This is a genomic window from Idiomarina sp. H2, assembly GCF_004364275.1.
Classification (GTDB): domain Bacteria; phylum Pseudomonadota; class Gammaproteobacteria; order Enterobacterales; family Alteromonadaceae; genus Idiomarina; species Idiomarina loihiensis.
In genome coordinates this window covers 131748-151156 of the sequence record NZ_SNZY01000008.1, presented here as the reverse complement: position 1 = coordinate 151156, position 19409 = coordinate 131748, and the positions used below count along the sequence as shown (strand labels likewise).

The 19409-nt window shown below is 45.9% G+C and carries 22 protein-coding genes and 1 tRNA gene; 9 read left to right on the top strand and 14 right to left on the bottom strand.

Annotated elements, in window-relative coordinates; genetic code table 11:
* Positions 1 to 94: 94 nt before the first annotated feature.
* Together DET62_RS11540 and dusA are read right to left on the bottom strand one after the other, a co-directional pair.
* Positions 95 to 352, bottom strand: a complete 258-nt coding sequence (locus DET62_RS11540; protein ID WP_011235155.1) for a hypothetical protein — start codon at positions 350 to 352, stop codon at positions 95 to 97.
* Positions 353 to 524: 172 nt separating this feature from the next.
* On the bottom strand, positions 525 to 1523 hold the full coding sequence (dusA, locus tag DET62_RS11535) for a tRNA dihydrouridine(20/20a) synthase DusA (protein ID WP_011235156.1): 999 nt from the start codon (positions 1521 to 1523) through the stop codon (positions 525 to 527).
* Between the two features lie 157 nt (positions 1524 to 1680).
* On the opposite strand from dusA, the gene zur reads away from it, so the two are divergent.
* The 4 genes from zur to DET62_RS11515 are packed head-to-tail and all read left to right on the top strand — an operon-like array spanning position 1681 to position 5461.
* Positions 1681 to 2121, top strand: coding sequence for a zinc uptake transcriptional repressor Zur (gene zur, locus DET62_RS11530; RefSeq protein ID WP_011235157.1), 441 nt, complete (start codon positions 1681 to 1683; stop codon positions 2119 to 2121).
* 36 nt (positions 2122 to 2157) lie between these two features.
* Positions 2158 to 4488, top strand: a complete 2331-nt coding sequence (locus DET62_RS11525) for a M1 family metallopeptidase (protein ID WP_110013990.1) — start codon at positions 2158 to 2160, stop codon at positions 4486 to 4488.
* Complete coding sequence (locus DET62_RS11520; protein ID WP_011235159.1) at positions 4481 to 4987, top strand: DUF6702 family protein; 507 nt, start codon at positions 4481 to 4483, stop codon at positions 4985 to 4987. Before DET62_RS11525 ends, DET62_RS11520 begins: the two co-directional genes overlap by 8 nt.
* A gap of 3 nt (positions 4988 to 4990) precedes the next feature.
* A complete protein-coding gene (locus DET62_RS11515) occupies positions 4991 to 5461 on the top strand; it encodes a chemotaxis protein CheX (RefSeq protein WP_011235160.1) in 471 nt (156 codons plus the stop codon).
* A 6-nt stretch (positions 5462 to 5467) separates the two neighbouring features.
* Here the strand turns inward: DET62_RS11515 and dnaB are convergent, their stop codons facing one another.
* The 9 genes from dnaB to rnr form a co-directional block, all read right to left on the bottom strand.
* Positions 5468 to 6862, bottom strand: coding sequence for a replicative DNA helicase (gene dnaB, locus DET62_RS11510; protein WP_011235161.1), 1395 nt, complete (start codon positions 6860 to 6862; stop codon positions 5468 to 5470).
* Positions 6863 to 6957: 95 nt separating this feature from the next.
* A complete protein-coding gene (locus DET62_RS11505) occupies positions 6958 to 7917 on the bottom strand; it encodes a DUF4097 family beta strand repeat-containing protein (RefSeq protein ID WP_110013989.1) in 960 nt (319 codons plus the stop codon).
* 121 nt (positions 7918 to 8038) lie between these two features.
* On the bottom strand, positions 8039 to 8491 hold the full coding sequence (gene rplI, locus DET62_RS11500; protein WP_011235165.1) for a 50S ribosomal protein L9: 453 nt from the start codon (positions 8489 to 8491) through the stop codon (positions 8039 to 8041).
* Between the two features lie 41 nt (positions 8492 to 8532).
* Positions 8533 to 8760 (bottom strand): 30S ribosomal protein S18, encoded by a 228-nt coding sequence (gene rpsR / locus DET62_RS11495; protein WP_011235166.1) that lies wholly within the window; start codon positions 8758 to 8760, stop codon positions 8533 to 8535.
* A 10-nt stretch (positions 8761 to 8770) separates the two neighbouring features.
* Positions 8771 to 9070: a primosomal replication protein N gene (gene priB / locus DET62_RS11490; protein WP_011235167.1), complete on the bottom strand. Its 300-nt coding sequence runs from the start codon at positions 9068 to 9070 to the stop codon at positions 8771 to 8773.
* Positions 9071 to 9094: 24 nt separating this feature from the next.
* Positions 9095 to 9445 (bottom strand): 30S ribosomal protein S6, encoded by a 351-nt coding sequence (gene rpsF, locus DET62_RS11485; protein WP_011235168.1) that lies wholly within the window; start codon positions 9443 to 9445, stop codon positions 9095 to 9097.
* A gap of 137 nt (positions 9446 to 9582) precedes the next feature.
* Positions 9583 to 10014, bottom strand: a complete 432-nt coding sequence (locus tag DET62_RS11480; protein ID WP_011235169.1) for a hypothetical protein — start codon at positions 10012 to 10014, stop codon at positions 9583 to 9585.
* Positions 10004 to 10750, bottom strand: coding sequence for a 23S rRNA (guanosine(2251)-2'-O)-methyltransferase RlmB (gene rlmB / locus DET62_RS11475; protein ID WP_110013988.1), 747 nt, complete (start codon positions 10748 to 10750; stop codon positions 10004 to 10006). Before rlmB ends, DET62_RS11480 begins: the two co-directional genes overlap by 11 nt.
* Positions 10747 to 13056 carry a ribonuclease R gene (rnr, locus tag DET62_RS11470; RefSeq protein WP_110013987.1) on the bottom strand — a complete coding sequence of 770 codons (2310 nt, stop codon included), beginning with the start codon at positions 13054 to 13056 and terminating at the stop codon, positions 10747 to 10749. Before rnr ends, rlmB begins: the two co-directional genes overlap by 4 nt.
* 194 nt (positions 13057 to 13250) lie before the next feature.
* On the opposite strand from rnr, the gene DET62_RS11465 reads away from it, so the two are divergent.
* Both DET62_RS11465 and DET62_RS11460 read left to right on the top strand, forming a co-directional pair.
* Positions 13251 to 13607: a hypothetical protein gene (locus DET62_RS11465; protein WP_016341380.1), complete on the top strand. Its 357-nt coding sequence runs from the start codon at positions 13251 to 13253 to the stop codon at positions 13605 to 13607.
* A 37-nt stretch (positions 13608 to 13644) separates the two neighbouring features.
* The gene (locus DET62_RS11460; protein ID WP_011235172.1) at positions 13645 to 14232 is read left to right on the top strand and encodes a hypothetical protein; all 588 of its coding nucleotides are present in this window, start codon (positions 13645 to 13647) and stop codon (positions 14230 to 14232) included.
* Positions 14233 to 14301: 69 nt separating this feature from the next.
* On the opposite strand, the gene DET62_RS11455 is transcribed toward DET62_RS11460, so the two are convergent.
* Positions 14302 to 14387, bottom strand: a tRNA-Leu gene (locus DET62_RS11455).
* Positions 14388 to 14607: 220 nt separating this feature from the next.
* Here DET62_RS11455 and DET62_RS11450 point away from each other — a divergent pair.
* Positions 14608 to 15117, top strand: a complete 510-nt coding sequence (locus tag DET62_RS11450; RefSeq protein ID WP_110013986.1) for an RDD family protein — start codon at positions 14608 to 14610, stop codon at positions 15115 to 15117.
* Positions 15118 to 15139: 22 nt separating this feature from the next.
* Here DET62_RS11450 and lptG read toward each other — a convergent pair whose 3' ends face one another.
* Positions 15140 to 16210: an LPS export ABC transporter permease LptG gene (lptG, locus tag DET62_RS11445; protein ID WP_011235174.1), complete on the bottom strand. Its 1071-nt coding sequence runs from the start codon at positions 16208 to 16210 to the stop codon at positions 15140 to 15142.
* Positions 16210 to 17319 (bottom strand): LPS export ABC transporter permease LptF, encoded by a 1110-nt coding sequence (lptF, locus tag DET62_RS11440; RefSeq protein WP_181396972.1) that lies wholly within the window; start codon positions 17317 to 17319, stop codon positions 16210 to 16212. The genes lptG and lptF overlap by 1 nt, the downstream gene beginning before the upstream one ends.
* A gap of 133 nt (positions 17320 to 17452) precedes the next feature.
* On the opposite strand from lptF, the gene pepA reads away from it, so the two are divergent.
* Both pepA and DET62_RS11430 read left to right on the top strand, forming a co-directional pair.
* Positions 17453 to 18958, top strand: a complete 1506-nt coding sequence (gene pepA, locus DET62_RS11435; protein WP_110013984.1) for a leucyl aminopeptidase — start codon at positions 17453 to 17455, stop codon at positions 18956 to 18958.
* A 1-nt stretch (position 18959) separates the two neighbouring features.
* A complete protein-coding gene (locus DET62_RS11430; RefSeq protein WP_034822505.1) occupies positions 18960 to 19409 on the top strand; it encodes a DNA polymerase III subunit chi in 450 nt (149 codons plus the stop codon).

Sequence of the window (19409 nt, the reverse complement as noted above, 5' to 3'; positions counted from 1 at the left end):
TGAAACTTATGACAGCGCCGACAATCAAGGTTCCTAATACCGGTGCCGCCAACCAAATGAGCCACCATTGATCTAATAAAATCACGGGTGCCCCTTACTGAGACTGCTTATTCTTTTGTTCAGAAGGGTCAATCTGAGTTTCAGCTTGCTTTAAATCAGGCAAAAACTCTATAACCCACTCTTCAATTGACTCTGAAACCGACTGTTTGACACTTTGCATCGCTTCTTCAGAAATTTCAGCAATCTGAGCTTGAAGCTCAGCAGTGATAGAATCTCTATTCTCATCGGCAGCTGAGACCGATGCACTGAACAACATAACACCACTGACAACACTTACGATTAACGCTTTCATGATTTTCTCCTTTGAATAAATGACAGTGCGTTAGTTAAGTCACACTATGTAATTCAAAGGTTGTGCCATCTTTTTAAATGTTGCTAACCATTTGTTATATAATCACTTTTTATTTTTAACTGAGAGAAAGAAGATTTCTCAGGTTAGTGTTTTTCACCAACTTTTAGTCAATTTATGACGTTAATGATGATACGTGCTGACTGTGATCATCGCGAAAAGCCAGAGCACCATAAAGCAGTTGTTCGGCGCTGGTAGCTCTGGGGCCTTTCACACTAAGATACTGGCGCCACCGCTTACCTCCGGTCATTCCCTGAAACAGTCCCAGCATATGGCGGGCCACATGCCAGGCGCGCCCGCCCTGTCGAATATGGTTGTCTATATAAGGTATCATCGCGGTAACTACAGCCTCACGAGTTAACTCTGCCGGCTTCGTTTCACTCAAAGAATCAAGCTGAGTAAGTAACCAGGGATTTTGGTAGGCTGCCCGGCCAATCATCACCCCATGGACCTGGTTTAAATGCTGCTTAACCTCATGCAATTCGACAATTCCGCCGTTAATCGCCACGGGGACATCAGGGTATCTTTTTTGGGCCCGGTAAACCCGTTCATACTGCAATTCAGGAATATCCCGGTTTTCTTTCGGGCTAAGGCCTTGCAGCCAGGCTTTACGGGCATGCAAAGTCAGTTGATCAACACCAGCAGCAACAACGGCATCGGTTAATTCATATAGAAAGTCATCAGAATCCTGCTCATCAATGCCCAAACGGGTTTTTACGGTAACCGGAATATCGGTTACCGCTTTCATTGCCTTTACGCATTCTGCAACCTTTTCCGGTTGAGCCATCAAGCACGCGCCAAAGCTACCATTTTGCACTCGGTCAGATGGGCAACCGACATTAATATTAACCTCATCGTACCCCCGCTCTTGTGCCAAACGCGCGCACTCGGCCATAGCCGCGGGCTCCGAACCTCCAAGCTGCAAAGCAACCGGATGTTCCTCTGCATTGAATGCCAGAAAATCCTGCTGACCAAAAATAATCGCACCTGTCGTTACCATCTCGGTATAAAGCAAGGTACTCCTGGTCAGGAGACGATGAAAATACCGGCAATGGCGATCGGTCCAGTCTAGCATCGGGGCTACAGAAAGCTTATAAGAATATGGTTCGGTCAAAACATCCACCCGGTAAAAAGTTAACCGACAAAGTCAGTATATTTAGCAGACTATTTTAACTCAGAATACACCAGTAAGCAGCCTCTTCCGTAAAACCCTTTTCCTTACCCCTAAAACTCTCTACAATGACTAAAATTGTCATAAATTGTAGTCAATAATGAAAGCTCAAGAAGCACAACGACTTATACAAAAAGCTGAAAAACTCTGCCAACAACGTGGTGCCCGCCTGACAAATGCCCGCCGCGAAGTTTTCGCGATACTCGCAGAGCATTCAGGAGCCGTCGGCGCATATGATTTACTTGATCAACTGCGGGAAGTCATGCCCAATGCAAAACCCCCGACAATCTACCGCGCTTTAGACTTTTTACAAGAACAAGGCTTCGTTCATAAAATCACTTCGTCGAATAGTTTTGTTCTTTGCTCGCATTTCGACCATCAACATCCGGTTCAAATGTTAATCTGCAGTTCCTGCGGCGATGTTCAGGAAATTCAGTCCGAAGGGGTTTATGACGAATTGAAACATCAAGCCGAAGATCAAGGGTTTAAGGTTCAGAGCCAAACTATAGAAGCACATGGTTTGTGCACTAAATGCCTTTAATATTAGCGCTATTAAATAATAACAATAGGTAACACTATGAAGCTCAATCATCTTATTGCCACTGCAGCGGTTTGTTTAACCGTTAATCAGGCGGCAACCGCTCAAGCTTTTGAAGATAAATTCCGTCAGCTTAACGATGATAAATTCCGTAGTCCGAACATTTATCGTACCGCGTCCGGTGCTCCTGGACATGCTTACTGGCAACAGGAAGCGGACTACAAAATTGAGGTTGCTCTGGACGATGAGAATCAGAGTATTACGGCACAAAGCACCATAACGTACACCAATAACTCCCCCGATACTTTGCGCTATTTATGGGTTCAACTTGACCAGAACCGCTTTAAGAAAGACTCCATTGGGCCGCAGAGTCAAGCCTCCGGAGATTTAGACCGAGTTAGCTTTTCCAGAATGGAAAGCATGCTCACTCAGGAAGAGTTTCCGGCCGGTTATGAGCTTACAGAAATCAGTAACGAAGATGGTGAACCTTTAGCACATTACGTTAATGACACTATGCTAAGGCTGGATCTGGATGAGCCCCTTAAAAGCGGCGAAAGTGTCACTTTTAATATCAACTGGCAGTTCAATATTATCGAAGCTGAAGTACTTGGTGGTCGCGGCGGTTATGAGTACTTTGAAGACGACGGAAACTACCTGTATGAGATGGCACAGTGGTTCCCTCGTATGGCCGCATATTACGACGCTGAAGGTTGGCAGAATAAACAGTTTATCGGCAACGGAGAGTTCGCTTTAGAGTTTGGTGATTATCGCGTAGAGATAACGGTTCCGGCGGATCATATTGTAGCCTCTACTGGTGTTTTGCAAAATCCCGATGAAGTACTCACTTCTACTCAGCGTGAACGCCTGGAAAAAGCCCGTAATTCAGACAAGCCGGTAAAAATTGTCACTGAAGAAGAGGCATTAGAAAATCAGAAGGAAGGCACCAGCAATACTAAAACCTGGATTTTCGAAGCAGATAAAGTTCGTGACTTTGCCTGGGCTTCGTCGCGCAAGTTTATCTGGGACGCGCAAGGTTACAAAAAGAACGATACCAATGTGCTGGCTATGTCGTATTACCCTGAAGAGGGCAATCCATTATGGGAACGTTACTCGACCGCTTCTATTATTCACACAATTGAGCACTATAACGATTACAGCTTTGACTATCCTTATCCTGTCGCTATATCGGTAAACGGCCCTGTTGGTGGTATGGAATACCCGATGATTACCTTTAATGGCCCGCGCCCTTACGTTGATGAGGATTCAGGTGAGAAATACTACTCTAAACGCACCAAATACGGTCTAATTTCTGTAATCATCCACGAAATTGGTCACATTTACTTTCCTATGGTAGTTAACTCTGATGAACGCCAGTGGACCTGGATGGATGAAGGTATCAATACTTACCTACAGTTCCTGGCTGAACAAAAATGGGAAAAAGATTATCCGTCGTGGCGCGGTGAACCGCGTAACATTACCAGTTACATGGCCAGCAGTAACCAAATGCCTATTATGACCAACTCAGAGTCGATTCTGCAATTTGGTAATAATGCCTACGGAAAGCCAGCTACAGCACTTAATATATTACGTGAAACTATCGTTGGCCGTGAGCTCTTTGATTTCGCTTTCCGTCAGTATGCGCAGCGTTGGAAATTTAAACGTCCTACACCAGAAGACTTATTCAGAACCATAGAAGATGCTTCCGGCGTTGATTTAGACTGGTTCTGGAGAGGCTGGTTCTACTCTACTGACCATGTCGATATCGCCCTTGAGCAAGTCAATCAGTTGACTATTAATACGCAAGATCCGGAAATCGAAAAAGCATGGCAAGAACAGCAAGAAAATGCTGAGCCAGAGTCTTTGACAACTGAGCGTAATGCCGGTGTTAATTATAAAATTCATCAGCAACCGGATCTTACTGACTTTTATAATGAGAACGACGACTACACTGTCACTAACGCTGACCGAAACAAATATCAAGAGCTGATAGAGGGGCTTAACGAAGAGCAGCGGGAAATGCTGAAGAACGGCAGCAACTTCTACGTACTTGATTTCGCCAATAAAGGCGGCTTAGTTATGCCTATTTTACTAGATCTTCAGTTTGAAGATGGCAGTAAAGAACATGTTCGCATTCCGGCGGAAGTATGGCGTCGCTCTCCAGAAAAGGTGAGCAAGTTATTGATTCGCGATAAAACTTTGACTCAAGTCGTTGTTGACCCTAACTGGGAGACGGCAGATGTTGATACCAGTAACAACTACTGGCCAGCCAGAGCAGTGCCATCCCGGATTGAACTGTTTAAGCGTGAAGACCGTAATAAGAGCATGATGGAAGACTTCAACGAGGAGTTGGAGTCGGGCAACGATGATTAAACTTGTTGCTGCTATTGTTTTTTTGTTCGCGCTGATACCTTCTGTATCAGCGCATCGCTATTTTTTTGGGTTAACCGAAATAAGTGCGAATAAAAACACCCAAGCAATAGAAATTATTCATCAGTATACTTTGCATGACGTACAACAAGTGCTTAAAAAGCGGCTGGGAAAGGCTTTTAGACTGGAAGAAGAAGGTTCTGAAAAACATATCAGAGACTGGATAACTGAAAAGTTTCAACTGGTAAACTCGCAAGGAAATAAAGTTGAGCCAAACTGGGTAGGTTTTGAAGCTGACTACCAGAAAATTTGGGTTTATCAGGAGATACCGAAGCGTGATAACCTGTGTGGGTGGGATGTTTCAAATAAGCTATTAATGGATAGCTTTTCTGCCCAGGTAAATACTATCAATGTCGTCGATGATCATGGCAATCGTAGCCTAATTCTGACCATTGAAAATACATCTGACACAATTACGTGCCAGCAAGAGATAAAGGAATAGAAAATGAATGCCGAGTTCGTAAACCCATTTCTTCAAGCACTGCAAAATGTCTTGTCGATGATGGCTCAAATGGAATTGAAGCCCGGTAAAGCTCAACTAAAAAAGGATGAGTACGCGCGGGGCGATGTATCAGGCGTCATCGGTATGGTGGGCCCACAGATAAAAGGATCATTCTCAATTTCATTTGAGGAAAATCTGGCCTGTGAAATCATGAATAAAATGTTAGGTGAGTTACCAAACTCAATTAACGAAGATGTCTGTGATATGGTCGGCGAAATCACGAATATGGTTACCGGCGGAGCCAAAAAGACACTAGGTGAAAAAGGTTACGATTTTGATATGGCTACTCCAATTGTGGTTTCAGGTAAAGACCATACCATTTCTCATAAATCTGAAGGCTCAAAATTAATCATGCCATTCAACCACGTTGCCGGCAAAGCTTACATAGAAATATGCTTCGATAAAATCAAATAGCGACGACTAATAACGCTCGTCGCTGGCATGGCGGGCATAGTTGTCAAACCTCGATAATTGCCCATGGAATTTCAATTCAATTTTACCAATAGGCCCATTACGCTGTTTGCCGATAATGATTTCAGCTAAGCCCTGTTCAGCTGAGTCTGGGTGGTAAACTTCGTCACGGTAAATAAACATAATAACATCAGCATCCTGCTCAATAGAGCCAGACTCACGCAAGTCTGAGTTAACGGGTCTTTTATCGGAACGCTGCTCAAGTGAACGGTTTAACTGAGACAGCGCCACCACAGGCACTTCCAGCTCTTTCGCTAACGACTTCAAAGAACGAGATATCTCTGCAATTTCCAGCGTTCGGTTTTCCGACATGCCTGGAACCGTCATTAGCTGCAAATAATCCACCATAATCATGGATATTCCCTTATGCTCTCTATGAATCCGGCGAGCACGGGAGCGCACTTCGGTAGGAGTTAGGCCAGATGAGTCATCTATGTAGATATTATTTTTATCGTTTAGCATGTTCATGACAGACGCGATGCGAGCCCAGTCGTCATCTTCAAGCTTACCTGTACGTACTTTATTCTGATCTACCCGACTAAGTGAAGCCAGCATACGCATCATCAGCTGCTCTGCGGGCATCTCCAAACTAAACACCAATACCGGACGGTCATCATTGAGCGCAATATTCTCTGCCAGATTCATGGCAAAGGTTGTTTTCCCCATAGACGGACGTGCCGCTACAATGACTAGGTCAGAAGGCTGAAGGCCTGCAGTCATCTGATCGAGGTCAGTAAAGCCGGTAGAAACACCGGTCACACCGTTATTGTTTTTCAGCTTACTCAACTGCTCAATACGGCTAACCGTGCGTTGCAAAATTAAATTGATACCTTGCGGTCCTTCGCTGGAACTGACTCGCTTCTCCGCAATTTGAAAGACTTTTGATTCCGCCAGATCAAGCAATTCTGCGCTGCTTCGCCCCTGAGTATCGTAACCTGACTCGGCAATATCATTTGCCGCACCAATCATTTCCCTTAACACCGCTCGTTCGCGGACAATGTTTGCATAGGCTAATATATTTGCCGCGCTGGGGGTGTTTTTCGCAATTTCTCCAAGGTAGGCAAAACCACCTATTTGCTCAAGCTCCCCAGCCGTTTCCAAGTTTTCGGAAACTGTCACCAAATCCATTGGCTGACTGCGTTGAGCAAGCTCATGCATGGCTTTAAAAATAAGCCTATGCGAACGATGATAGAAGTCTTCAGCGATGACGCTACCGGCAACATTGTCCCAGGCATCATTATCGAGCATTAAACCGCCAAGAACGGATTGTTCAGCTTCAATTGAATGGGGTGCCGAGCGCAGTGCTTCTATTGACGCGTCGCGTTTTTTTGACTTCTCTGCCATGGGGAAAGTTGTCTCGCAAAGGGAAATAATAAGAGGGGATTACTATACAAAATCCCCTCTTGTTTAGAAAGCGAAGCAACGCCTAACAGCACGATTTAATTTTTATCAAGTGTTATTTCGCCACTAACTGTTGTTGCAGAAACCGACGCTCCACCGTCACCAACTGTGAATTCTAATGTAGAGGATGGGCCCCACTCGGCTTCAGTTGCTTTTTTGTCGCTTAAACGGTTCGTAATTTCACCTCCAGCATTAGACTTAATACTAAAGTCTGCGTGGATGTCACCTAACCACTTAAAAGTTAAATCGCCACTGACTGAACTAGCCTCTATACGCGCACTCCTGGATAGTCCGGCAGTTAATATTGCGTCGCCACTAACCGTGGTCATTTTGGTCTTAGTCAGTGTCCCGACTTTTGCGCTAATATCACCAGAAACTGACTGTGCAGTGAATTCAGAAATAGAGTCGGACTGACTGGCAATATCACCACTAACAGACTGATAAGTCGCGGAGTCAGCGCTGTTATTTATATCCTTAATATCGCCGCTAACCGTCTCAAAACGGACATCGCCGCTTATTTCTTCAGCATCAATATTTCCGCTCACCGTCTTCAACAATACGCGATTGGCAATTTGATTAACGGCTATATTTCCACTAACCAGTCGAATTTCTAGCCCACCATTGAATCCTTCAGCAATTACTTCCATAGACACACCGTTCACTTTTATGTCCATAGAATCAGGCAAATATATCTTCAGATCTGAACCTTTATCATTGGAAGAAAAGTTAAAAGCTCTTTCTTGTGGCGTCTCAACTTTGATTTGGATGCGACTTCCCCGCTGTTCAAAAATGAACCGCTCAACTTTTTCATCCAATGTCCCAACAACCCGTATCTCGTCTTTATCATTAGTAATTAGCTCGACCTTTCCTCTCATATTGTCAATTAGGACTCGGGCACCAGGCGATGTAGATAATGTCTCATCGACTTTTTCCTGCGCCAAGCTAACCGGGCTCATCGCTAGTAATATGAGTCCAACTAAGGATAATATTTTATTCACTTCTCGCTCCCTATCTTTTGTTCTACCGTTACAGCATATTGCCATAAGAATCACGCTAGTGGAGAAAATTTTCCAAAAAAAAAGCTGCCCGGAGGCAGCTTTTTGATAAAACCGTAACGACTTATTCAGCCGGTACAACTTTCAATGTAATGTTTGCAAATACATCAGCGTGCAAGTGCAGTTCAATATCAAACTCACCGACTTCACGTAATGTACCATGCGGCATTAATACTTCGCTCTTCTTCACTTCAACGCCAGCAGCTGTTACTGCATCTGCTATGTCGCGAGTACCGATAGAGCCAAATAGTTTGCCTTCATCACCAGCTTTAGAAGCAATAGTTACTGCATCTAAAGCATTTACTTTTTCAGCGCGAGCTTGAGCAGCAGCTAATTGATCCGCTAATTTCGCTTCATACTCAGCACGACGTTGTTCGAATAGATCAACGTTGCTTTTGGTTGCAGGTACTGCTTTTCCCTGAGGGAAAAGGAAGTTACGTGCGTAACCAGATTTTACACTGACTTGATCGCCAAGGCTTCCCAAGTTAGCAATTTTATCTAACAAAATGACATTCATTTCTCGCTACCTCTACTTTTGGTAATCGAACCGGTGCTAGCTTACTGATGTGAATCAGTATAAGGCAGCAGTGACAAATAACGAGCACGCTTAATAGCGCGCGCTAACTGACGCTGATACTTAGCGGATGTTCCAGTAATACGGCTAGGAACGATTTTACCAGTTTCAGTAATGTAGTTCTTAAGCGTAGCGATATCTTTATAATCAATTTCTTTTACGCCATCTGCTTTAAAGCGGCAGAATTTGCGGCGACGAAAAAAACGAGCCATGATGGTCTCCTTAAATCAATTCGAGATGCTGAGCATGAAGTACCAAACGAGGTGAGCCATTGCTATCCTCGTGACGGTGCAGAAAACCTTCTGCCAGAACTTCACAACCCACCGTCAATTTTTCTAACCAGTGTTGTAAACCTTCACCACTTAAAACGACCTGAATACGCACATAAGATTGACGATTCATACCAGCTTCCGGTTGCATAGACCGATGTTCAATCACTAATTGTAAATGCTCAATACCTGACGGGCTGGTTTCCAGCTTAGGTACTTTGCCAAGTGTTCCGGTTAAATGCAGTCGATTCATAAGGGCTATTGAAAGTCAGCAAGCTTACGCTGCTTCACTGTCACCTTTACGATCTTCCTTCGGCTTAGTCAGCGGCGAAGGCTCAGTAATAGATTCTTTTTTGCGCATGATCATATTGCGCAATACCGCATCGTTATAACGGAATGCAGTTTCAAGCTCTTCCACAACCTCTGCAGACGCTTCAATGTTTAACAGAACATAGTGCGCTTTGTGCAGTTTGTTGATTGGGTAAGCCAATTGACGACGGCCCCAGTCTTCTAAACGATGGATTTGACCACCACCTTGCTTGATCGTTTCGCTGTAGCGCTCGATCATGCCAGGTACTTGCTCGCTCTGGTCCGGGTGGACCATAAATACGATTTCGTAATGACGCATTACAGTTTCCTTTTGGTTCGTATAGCCTCAGTTTAGCTCAGCCGCACTAACATAGAAGCAAGGAACACATTCAGTAAAATGAAAATATGGCTGATTTAAGCCGCGCGATACTAACTAAAATGAACGCCAATTGCAAATTAATCGGCGTTTTTATGGGCTTTTTCAATGCGGGAGCTGAGTAAAGCAACAACGCGGTCGGCCAATTCGTTTGCTACGGCTTTGTCGCCACGAACAACAATATTGTCTACGATTTTGCCCTGGCGACGAGCTGTAGCATCAATTTGCACCGCATCCTGCTGTTCAGCGAATACAAGAGTGACTTGCCATTCAGCATTACTATCCTCGACTCTGTGCCATTCGTGCCTGACATCCAGTCGATTACTAATATCAAAGGCAAGGTTCTGCACAGACTGGGTTGCGTCATCCTCAACGTCAAAATGAAAAGCGACATAGGGTTTCTCTGAACGCAGCCAGGTTGGTGATTCCCAGTTAGGCGTCCAACTGACAAACAATACTGCGACCATTGCTAAGGCAATGGCTATAGGCAAAAGGCGACGTTTAAGATCCATTGCGCTGTCTGACAACCTCAAATAAGCAAACACCACTGGCTACAGAAACATTTAAGCTACTGACACTACCAGACAAAGGAATGGAGACTAAATCGTCACAGGTTTCGCGGGTAAGACGTCTCATACCTTTACCTTCGGCACCCATAACCAAAGCTACAGGCCCTCTGTAATCAACATCATAAACAGATTGAGTTGCTTCGCCTGCTGTGCCGTATACCCACACGCCCAATTCCTGTAAGTCACGAAGCGCCCTGGCTAAGTTGGTGACCACAACAAGAGGAACGTTCTCGGCAGCACCCGACGCCACCTTACGCACGGTTGGAGTAATTTGAGCCGACTTGTCTTTTGGTACAATAACGCCCGTAACGCCTGCTGCATCGGCCGTGCGCAGGCAAGCACCTAAATTATGCGGGTCGGTCACGCCATCGAGTATTAAGAACAACCCGGCCTGCTGACTTTGTTCCAGTAATTTAGGCAAGTCGTGCTCAGTTAAAGTAGGCGGCGACTGAACGGTCGCCACAACGCCCTGGTGGTTACCGCCTTCCGCGCGTTTTTCCAAAGCTTGTTTAGGCACCCATTGAGGTCTGACGCCAGTTGCATGGCATTGATTAACAATGTCACGCACCGAATCATCCTGACGCTCTTTAGAAACGTAGAGCTCTACCAAACGGTCTGGATGATTTTTTAATATGGCCCGCACCGCGTGCAAGCCAAATACGGTCACTTTTTGACTCATGACTTGCTACGTCCCTTATTGCTGCTGCGATTACCACTTTTCCGCTGGCCGCCTTTTCCACGAGACTGTCCTTTTCTCTTACCTTTGCCTGAACCTTTAGCTGGCATATTTCGTTTCTGACCACCCGGACTCGTAGCTTCCAGCAAAGTTAAATCAATTTTACGATCGTCCAGATTCACGTCTTTCACTTTGACTTTCACATTATCACCCAGACGAAAAACGCTGTTGCTGTTCTCTCCGATTAGCATTCCTTTTTGCTGATCAAAGTGATAGTAGTCGTTGTCGAGGTTACTAATATGAATAAGGCCGTCAATTTGGTAGTCACTTAAGCGCACGAACAAGCCAAAATTGGTGACTGAGGAAATAACGCCCTCAAACTCCATACCAATATGGTCGAGCATGAACTCACACTTCAGCCATTCGTCAACCTGGCGGGTAGCATCATCAGCACGTCGCTCGGTCATTGAGGTATGTACACCCAGTTCATCCAATTGCTTCTCAGAGTATGCCCATGCACCCACTAAGCCTTTCTCTTCACCTTTTTTCTTGCGCAAAATTGCTTTTATCGCGCGGTGCAAAATAAGATCCGGGTAACGACGAATAGGTGAGGTAAAGTGCGCGTAAGACTTCAATGCCAAGCCAAAGTGCCCTTTATTCTCTGGTTGATATACCGCCTGCTGCATAGAGCGCAACAACATGGTTTCAATCAGTTCATGATCCTGACGATCTTTCACTTGCTCAAGCAAAGTCGCATAGTCTTTCGGAGATGGTTCATCACCGCCTTCCAGGTTCAGACCCAGTTCACCAAGAAAACTGCGGAAGTTGTTCAATCGTTCATCAGCCGGAGTTTCATGCACGCGGAACAACGCGCCAACTTCTTTATCTGACTCAATAAGCTGAGCAGAGGCCACGTTTGCCATAATCATGCACTCTTCAATAATTTTGTGAGCAACATGACGTTTAACCGGTTCGATACTCTCAATTTTACGCTGAGCATTAAAAATAAAGCGGGTTTCCTGCGTATCAAACTCAATAGCTGAGCGGCGCTTACGAGCTGCACTTAATGCGTTATAAAGTCGCTCCAGTTCCTGCACATTGTCCATGACATGCTGGTACTGCTGTTGCAGTTCTTCATCGCCATCAAGTAGCTTTTTAACTTTATTGTAAGTCAGTCGCGCATGGCTTTTCATTACTGCCGGATAAAACTCTGTGGACTTGAGTTTTCCACGAGGTCCCAATTCCATTTCTGCAACCATGCACAAACGGTCGACATCGGGGTTTAATGAACACAAACCATTAGACAGTTTTTCCGGTAGCATTGGAATAACATTGCTGGGGAAATAAACTGAATTACCGCGTTCTGTTGCGGCTTTATCAAGAACGGTGTCCGGACGAACATAGTAAGACACATCGGCAATTGCTACCCAAAGGCGCCAGCCTTTTTCTTCCTGCACGCAGCAAACGGCATCATCAAAGTCGCGAGAGTCTTCACCATCGATAGTAATAAGCGGCAGGTCACGTAAGTCTTTACGACCCTCGTAGGCCTCGGCTGGGACTTCTTCGCTATATTTTTTCAGCTCTTCGTCAACTTCAGTTGGCCATTCGGTAGGAATATCGTGCTCACGAATCGCGACCTGAATTTCCATACCCGGTGCCATATGTTCACCCAGCACCTCGCTGACCCGACCAATTGGGCTGGTTCGGCGACTTGGACGTCGGGTAATTTCAACGACCACAAGCTGTCCATGACGCGCGCCATTTTTATCCGCATCAGGAATAAGAATATCCTGACTAATACGGCCATCGTCCGGTACTACTATGCCCAGATCATGTTCAACGAAGTAACGGCCAACAATATTACTGTCGCGGGGCTCTGTAACTCTAACGATACGCCCCTCGGTGCGACCTCGGCTATCTTTACCACTGGTTTTAACCAGTACGCGATCACCATGCAAAACTGAATACATTTGATGATGTGGAATAAACAGGTCTTTACCGCCATCTTCAGTCTGACAAAATCCAAAACCATCTTTATGACCAATGATACGACCTTTGATCAAATCCATACGCTCGGGCAGACCATAAGCATTCGCTTTGCTGTATATAAGCTGTCCGTCGCGCTCCATAGCGCGCAAACGCCGTTTCAAACCAATTGCCTGGCGCTCATCATCTAAACCAAAGTGACGAATGAACTCATCAAACTGAACCGGTTTACTGTTTGAGGTTACAAGTTCAAGCAATTGCTCACGGCCCGGAATTTCAACTTCATATTCTGGCGTACTGTTGTTCTGTTGATTATCTGACATAGAATCCTATTGTAGTTGCACGGTTAAGGAGGACCGATGGGCAACAGTATACGTGCTGAAAGTCATAATGTCAGTGCTTAGCTTGTATTTTGAACAAAACGTACCCATGTACTACTTAATAGGTAAAAAAATGAGTTGTCGAATCGTCTTATATACTCTAATTTGAGAACTGGAACATTTACGAAGATCAAAAAATGCAAAAATATTCAGCAACTACAACCGAATTAAACGGGCTCCAACAGTGGAGCTATCGGGTATTGCTGTGTTTATTACTCATCGTTTTCAGTACAGCCAGCTACGCCGCATCTGGCGAAATTAGTGAAAAACAGCTAACGGCGCAGCAAAATTCCAACGCTGTTTTCATTGTAGACCTGTCATCGCCTATATCTGAAATTCAGGCAGAAGATCCCGAATTCGATAAAGCAATCGACGCATCCTCACGAGTTTTTCAAAACGTCTTAGCGCTTGCTCCTCTATCTCAGGAGAAAAGCGAACCGAAGCTTACCCAATGGAATTGGCATCTCGTCCGGGGGCCACCCGCTCACCTTTAAAAATTCTGTATTTTTTTAATTTTTAAAGGAGTTTGTCATGAGTGAGTTTAAAGAAATTCAATGGTCTTCTGCAGCCGATAAAATTGCAATACACCACAACTATGAGCATCAACCGTTAATTAGCTGGCACGATAGTGCTACGCATGTTGTTGATGATTTCACAAAAGTATCTCCTCTAGAAATAAAGGAGAGCACTCTGGTCAGCGACGCAGAGCAAAAGCTTCGTAATGCCAACCTCCGCTACGCCTGCATAAAAAATCAAAGTGATGAAATGACAGGTTTACTGGCATTGCGTGAGCTTCACGGACGCAAAGCAACTCAGCTAAGTACCGTCAAGCAAATTGGCTGGCGGGAATTGGCAGTAAAAGAGTTGATGTTACCTCTGGTGGCATTACCACAGGTAAGACTTGAGGACTTAAAGAAAGCTAAAATCGGTGACGCAGCGGCAACTCTCAAAGCCAGTGGCCGCGACTTTCTTCTCGTGATTAACGATGGAGAAGTCTGTGGCGTAGTGTCATCTCTTAGAATAGCTGAATTAACAGGGGAGTCAGTAAACGTTTATCACCTGCCCTCAACTTTTGCGGAAATTATTTCAGCGATAAATCATCATGAGGTCATTGACTGAAATCAATTATATGTCAGAAGTGCTTTTGCGCTTCTGGCATCTTCAGTACCAACTACGAAGGGAAAAACTTGGTGGCGCTGGACGGACTTGAACCGTCACTCCCAGAAGGAACCTGATTTTGAATCAGGCGTGTCTACCAATTCCACCACAGCGCCATGCTTTATAAGGTGAAGGCGTTGCATAACAAAGCAACGGGACGGAATTATACTCGTCCACTCTCTCTAATCAAGCAATAATTCACTAAAACACCTTATAATCCAACTAACTGCTGATTCCTTATACAACTAGAGTACAGCTGAGCACAAAACTGAGGTAGCTGTCAGCCCGCTTTGCTCGTGATATGATTAACGCACTATTGAGTTAAATGAGTTTCACATGAGTTCCGCAGCACAGAAATTACACGCCAGTTCCCCCAGTGCCGGCTTTCCCAGACGTTTTGTCTCCTGGGTTTATGACTTTTTAGTCGCCGTAGCTATTATTATGCTCGCTTCAGCTTTGGCTTTACTCTTTGCCGCGCTGCTGACTGCTTTTGACTGGTTAGTGCTGCCCGAAGGGATGGATCACGCCGCCTGGTTAGCCCAGGGACCTTGGTACAGCTTGTATCTTCTTTCCGTTGTTTCGCTATTTTTTGGCTGGTTCTGGAAACGTTCGGGTCAAACCTTAGGTATGCGCGCGTGGCGCCTGAAACTTCAAAACCGTGATGGTTCGAGGCTGACTAATCGCCAGGTTTTTATCAGGCTGATTACTTGTTGTGCAGGCCTTGGAAACCTCTGGGTTCTGGTAGATTTTAAAAACAAACGAGCCTGGCATGATTACGCTGCCGGCACCGAAGTTGTCACGCTTTCAAAAGAAGCAAATCAGCTGTTCTACTGGAATGAACTTTAGCCTATAGAGGTACGGCCAATTGTCAGGCCGTACGCCCTCGCATAAAGTAAACGGCCACTCCGGCAAATAAAATACTGGGTAATAAAGCTCCCAGAATAGCCGGAATTTGATAAACCTGAGCCAACGGACCAAAAATTTCGTTACTCACATGAAAGCCAAAACCAGTAATAACACCAAGTAATATTCGGGCACCCATTGTTGTTGATCGCAGCGGGCCAAAAATAAAAGACAAGGCCACCAACAGCATAACCGCTACCGTAATCGGTGCGAAAAGTTTCCGCCATAACGCCAACTCGTAGCGCTCCGCGGATTGCTGGTTACTCTCTAGGTAGGTTAAGTAGTCCAACAGCCCAGTAATAGAAAGCGACTCTGGTTTTATAGTCACCACTCCAAGTTTGTCCGGCGTTAAACTCGACTGCCAAACCATACTAGGCTTTTCATCACGTAACATTCGGATATCATCAAGCTGAGTTACAGTTACCTGCTGCATGCGCCATTTGTCACCACTGAAATTAGCGGTCCGGGCGTAAGTTACTTTTTGCAACTCACGATTGTCGTTAAAGTCGTAAATTAATACGTCGTTAAGCCGTCCGGTATCCTCTACTTCGCCAATATTGATAAAGTCCGAGCCATCTTTTGCCCACACTCCCTGCTGAGCAGATATTAAGCTACCGCCGGAAATAGCCTGTGAACGTATGGCCCGGCCCTGAGCTTCCATAGGCGGCGCTATCCACTCTCCAATGGCCATAACCGCGACCATCATAATAATAGCTGACTTCATTACCGCGCCAATAATATTTAAACGCGACCGCCCGGCGGCCATCATGACCACCAGTTCCGAGTTACTGGCAAGCATCCCCACGCCAATGAGCCCGCCGAGTAAAGCGGCCATTGGAAAGAAAGTTTCAACATCGCGCGGCAGGCTGTAAAACACAAAGAGCGCCGCATCCATAACATTGTAGTCGCCGCGACCCACCGCTTTAAGCTGCTCCACAAAGCGGATTAACGAGGAAAGCCCGGTTAATACGGCCAGACTTAAAAGCGATGTCCGTAATACGGAAAGCCCAATGTACTTATCTAAAATACTAAACATCAGTGCCCCCGCGCAGCGCCAAAGCGCAAGTTTGCCAGTAACCTCAACCCGAGCGGACGCCCCTTACCCACCAGAGCCAACCCAAAAATCAGCAAAATGAAGTGTATCCACCACAAGCCAATAATAGGCGGAATAACGCCGTCCCGAATGGCTGACTTAGCTGCCATAAGCAATAAAAAGTACCCCAGATAAATAAGCAGCGCCGGCGCCATTCTTCCGAACTTACCCTGACGCGGGTTTACCCGGCTTAGTGGCACCGCAATAAGTGTCAGTAACGGCATTGCCAGCGGAATAGCAATACGCCACTGTAATTCAGCAATCGCTGCCGGTTCTTTCCGCGATAACAGTTCAACAGTTGGGTAAGCCTCAAGTTTTCGTAATTGCTCACTTGCCTGCTGCTCTTTAATTTGCAATTGATAACTGTCGAACGACATCATCTGATAGCTGTCGTCATCGCCGGCATAACGTTTTCCCTGACCCAGCTCCAGCCATTGCGAGCCGGTTGTTTCACTAATCACTTTGCCGGTTTTGGCCATCACCACACTACCAGACTGTAACTCGCCCTGATTGTGCGTGTGCTGCGCAACAAAAACTTCCTCCAAATCACCCTCATCGCCAACACTTTGTACAAAAATAACCGCCTTCTGGTTGCTGGCTTGCTGAAATCGCCCCGGCATAAGCGCGGTGAGTCCGCTTTCTGAACGAGCTTTATCTTCTAGTTTTTGCTCCTGATCAAGCGACCAGGGCACCAGCCACAAAGTAAAAGACGCGGTGATAATAGCCAGAATCAGTGAGAGCACCAGCGTTACCCGGGTTACGTACCACTCACTGACGCCACAAGCGTGCAAAACGGTCATTTCATTGTCGGCGTAGATACGTCCGTGAGCCAGTAAAATCCCTAAAAACAGGCTAAGAGGCAAAATCAGTGACAATAATGCCGGCAGGTTCAACGACAACAGCTGAAAAATAATAGCGCCCGGTATGTCCCCTTCTGACGCATCCGATAACACACGGACAAATTTCTGACTGACAAAAATTGTCATCAGGATAAAAAGCACAGCAAGCTGCGACTTCAAGGTTTCACTGATCAAATATCGGAATATGCGCACTGGCGTTCACTCATAACTTAGGTTTTTACTGGAATAGCTGTGATTTTTAAGTAAACTTGTTATTTTAACAACAAAGTGTCTTTATAGCGAAACTATAGCAGGCATTGAAGCCACCTGAAACAGGAGCACTGTCATGGAGTTCAGCGTCAAAAGTGGTAATCCGGAAAAACAACGCTCTGCTTGTATCGTTGTTGGCGTATTTGAACCTCGTCGTCTGTCTGGCGTTGCCGAACAATTAGACAAAGTCAGTGATGGTTATTTAAGCAACCTATTACGCCGCGGAGACCTCGAAGGTAAATCCGGTCAGGTTTTGCTGTTACATCATGTCCCCAATATTCTTGCCGAACGGGTTTTACTGGTCGGCTGCGGTAAAGAACGCGAACTTGATGAGCGTCAGTACCGCCAAATTATCGCTCGTACTATGAACACGTTGAACGAAACAGGTTCAATGGAAGCGGTGTGCTTTCTCAGTGAACTGCACGTTAAAGGGCGCGATACCTACTGGAAAGTTCGCCAGGCAGTAGAGGCAGCCCGGGCAACATTGTATAACTTTAATGAGCTCAAAAGTAAAAAAGAAGAGCCTCGCCGCCCGTTACGCAAATTGGTTTTTAACGTTCCAAGCCGCAAAGAGCTGGCTTTGGGCGAACAAGCTGTGCAGCACGCATTAGCGGTGGCAACCGGAATGGATATTTGCCGCAACGTAGCGAATATGCCACCTAACATTTGCACGCCTCGTTATTTAGCCGATCAAGCCAAATTAATGGCTGATAATTACGACAACTTAACAGTTACCACGGTTGAAGAAGCCGAAATGGAAAAACTGGGTATGAATGCATACTTAGCGGTTGGTCGCGGTTCAGAGCATGAGTCAGTGCTCACATTAATGCATTATAAAGGCGCACCCGATGACCAGGCTCCTATTGTGCTGGTAGGTAAAGGTCTGACATTTGATTCTGGCGGTATTTCAATTAAGCCGTCCGCGAATATGGATGAAATGAAATACGATATGGGCGGTGCAGCGGGCGTTTTAGGCGCCATGCAGGCTCTGGCCGAACTGCAACTGCCTATCAATGTTATTGGTGCGGTCGCCGGTTGCGAAAACATGCCGGATGGCAAAGCCTACCGACCAGGTGATATTTTAACCACCATGAGCGGCCAAACAGTTGAAGTACTGAATACTGACGCGGAAGGTCGACTGGTGCTGTGCGATACCCTGACATATATCGAGCGATTTGAACCTGAATCCGTGATTGATTTAGCCACGCTGACAGGCGCCTGTGTTATTGCTTTAGGCAGTCATGCTTCCGCCGTTCTCAGCCAGCATAATCCGTTAGCACACGAAATTCTGAACGCTGCTCAGCAAAGTGGTGACAAAGCCTGGCGCATGCCGCTTTGGGACGAATATCAGTCGATGCTGGATAGCCCGTTTGCGGATATGGCGAATATCGGCGGTCGTGAAGCCGGCACTATTACTGCTGCTTGTTTCCTCTCGCGTTACACTAAAAAGTACAACTGGGCACACATGGATATCGCAGGCACAGCGTGGCAAGGTGGTAAAGACAAAGGCTCAACAGGCCGTCCGGTTCCACTGTTAACTCAGTTCTTAATTAACCGGTGTAACACCGAGGCAGCTGAATAACATGTCGTCAGCCACCTTTTTCTTAATGCCGGACGGAGCCGAAGATGAGCAAAACCGGCTTATCTGCGATAAGATAGCGCAACTGTACCGAAAGCATAAAAAGTTGCGGGTCTGGGCCCGCAATCAACAGCAGGCTGAAGCTCTGGACGAGCTTTTGTGGCAACAACCAAGTGATGCTTTTATTCCGCATAACTTACACGGCGAAGGCCCGGCTACAGGTGCTCCGGTAGAGTTTTGCTGGCCTGAGGCCGATGCAGTAAAAAACCGTCCGGGTTATGCGCTGTTTAATCTGGCGGAAGAAATTCCGGTGCAAGCCCAGCAGAGCCAACAGCTCTATGACATTGTTCCAGCCGATGACAATGGCAAAAAAACAGCTCGCGAGCGTTACAAACATTACAGGGCGCGCGGTTGCCAAATGCAAACCGAGCCCCTGACATCCGAACAGAAGTAA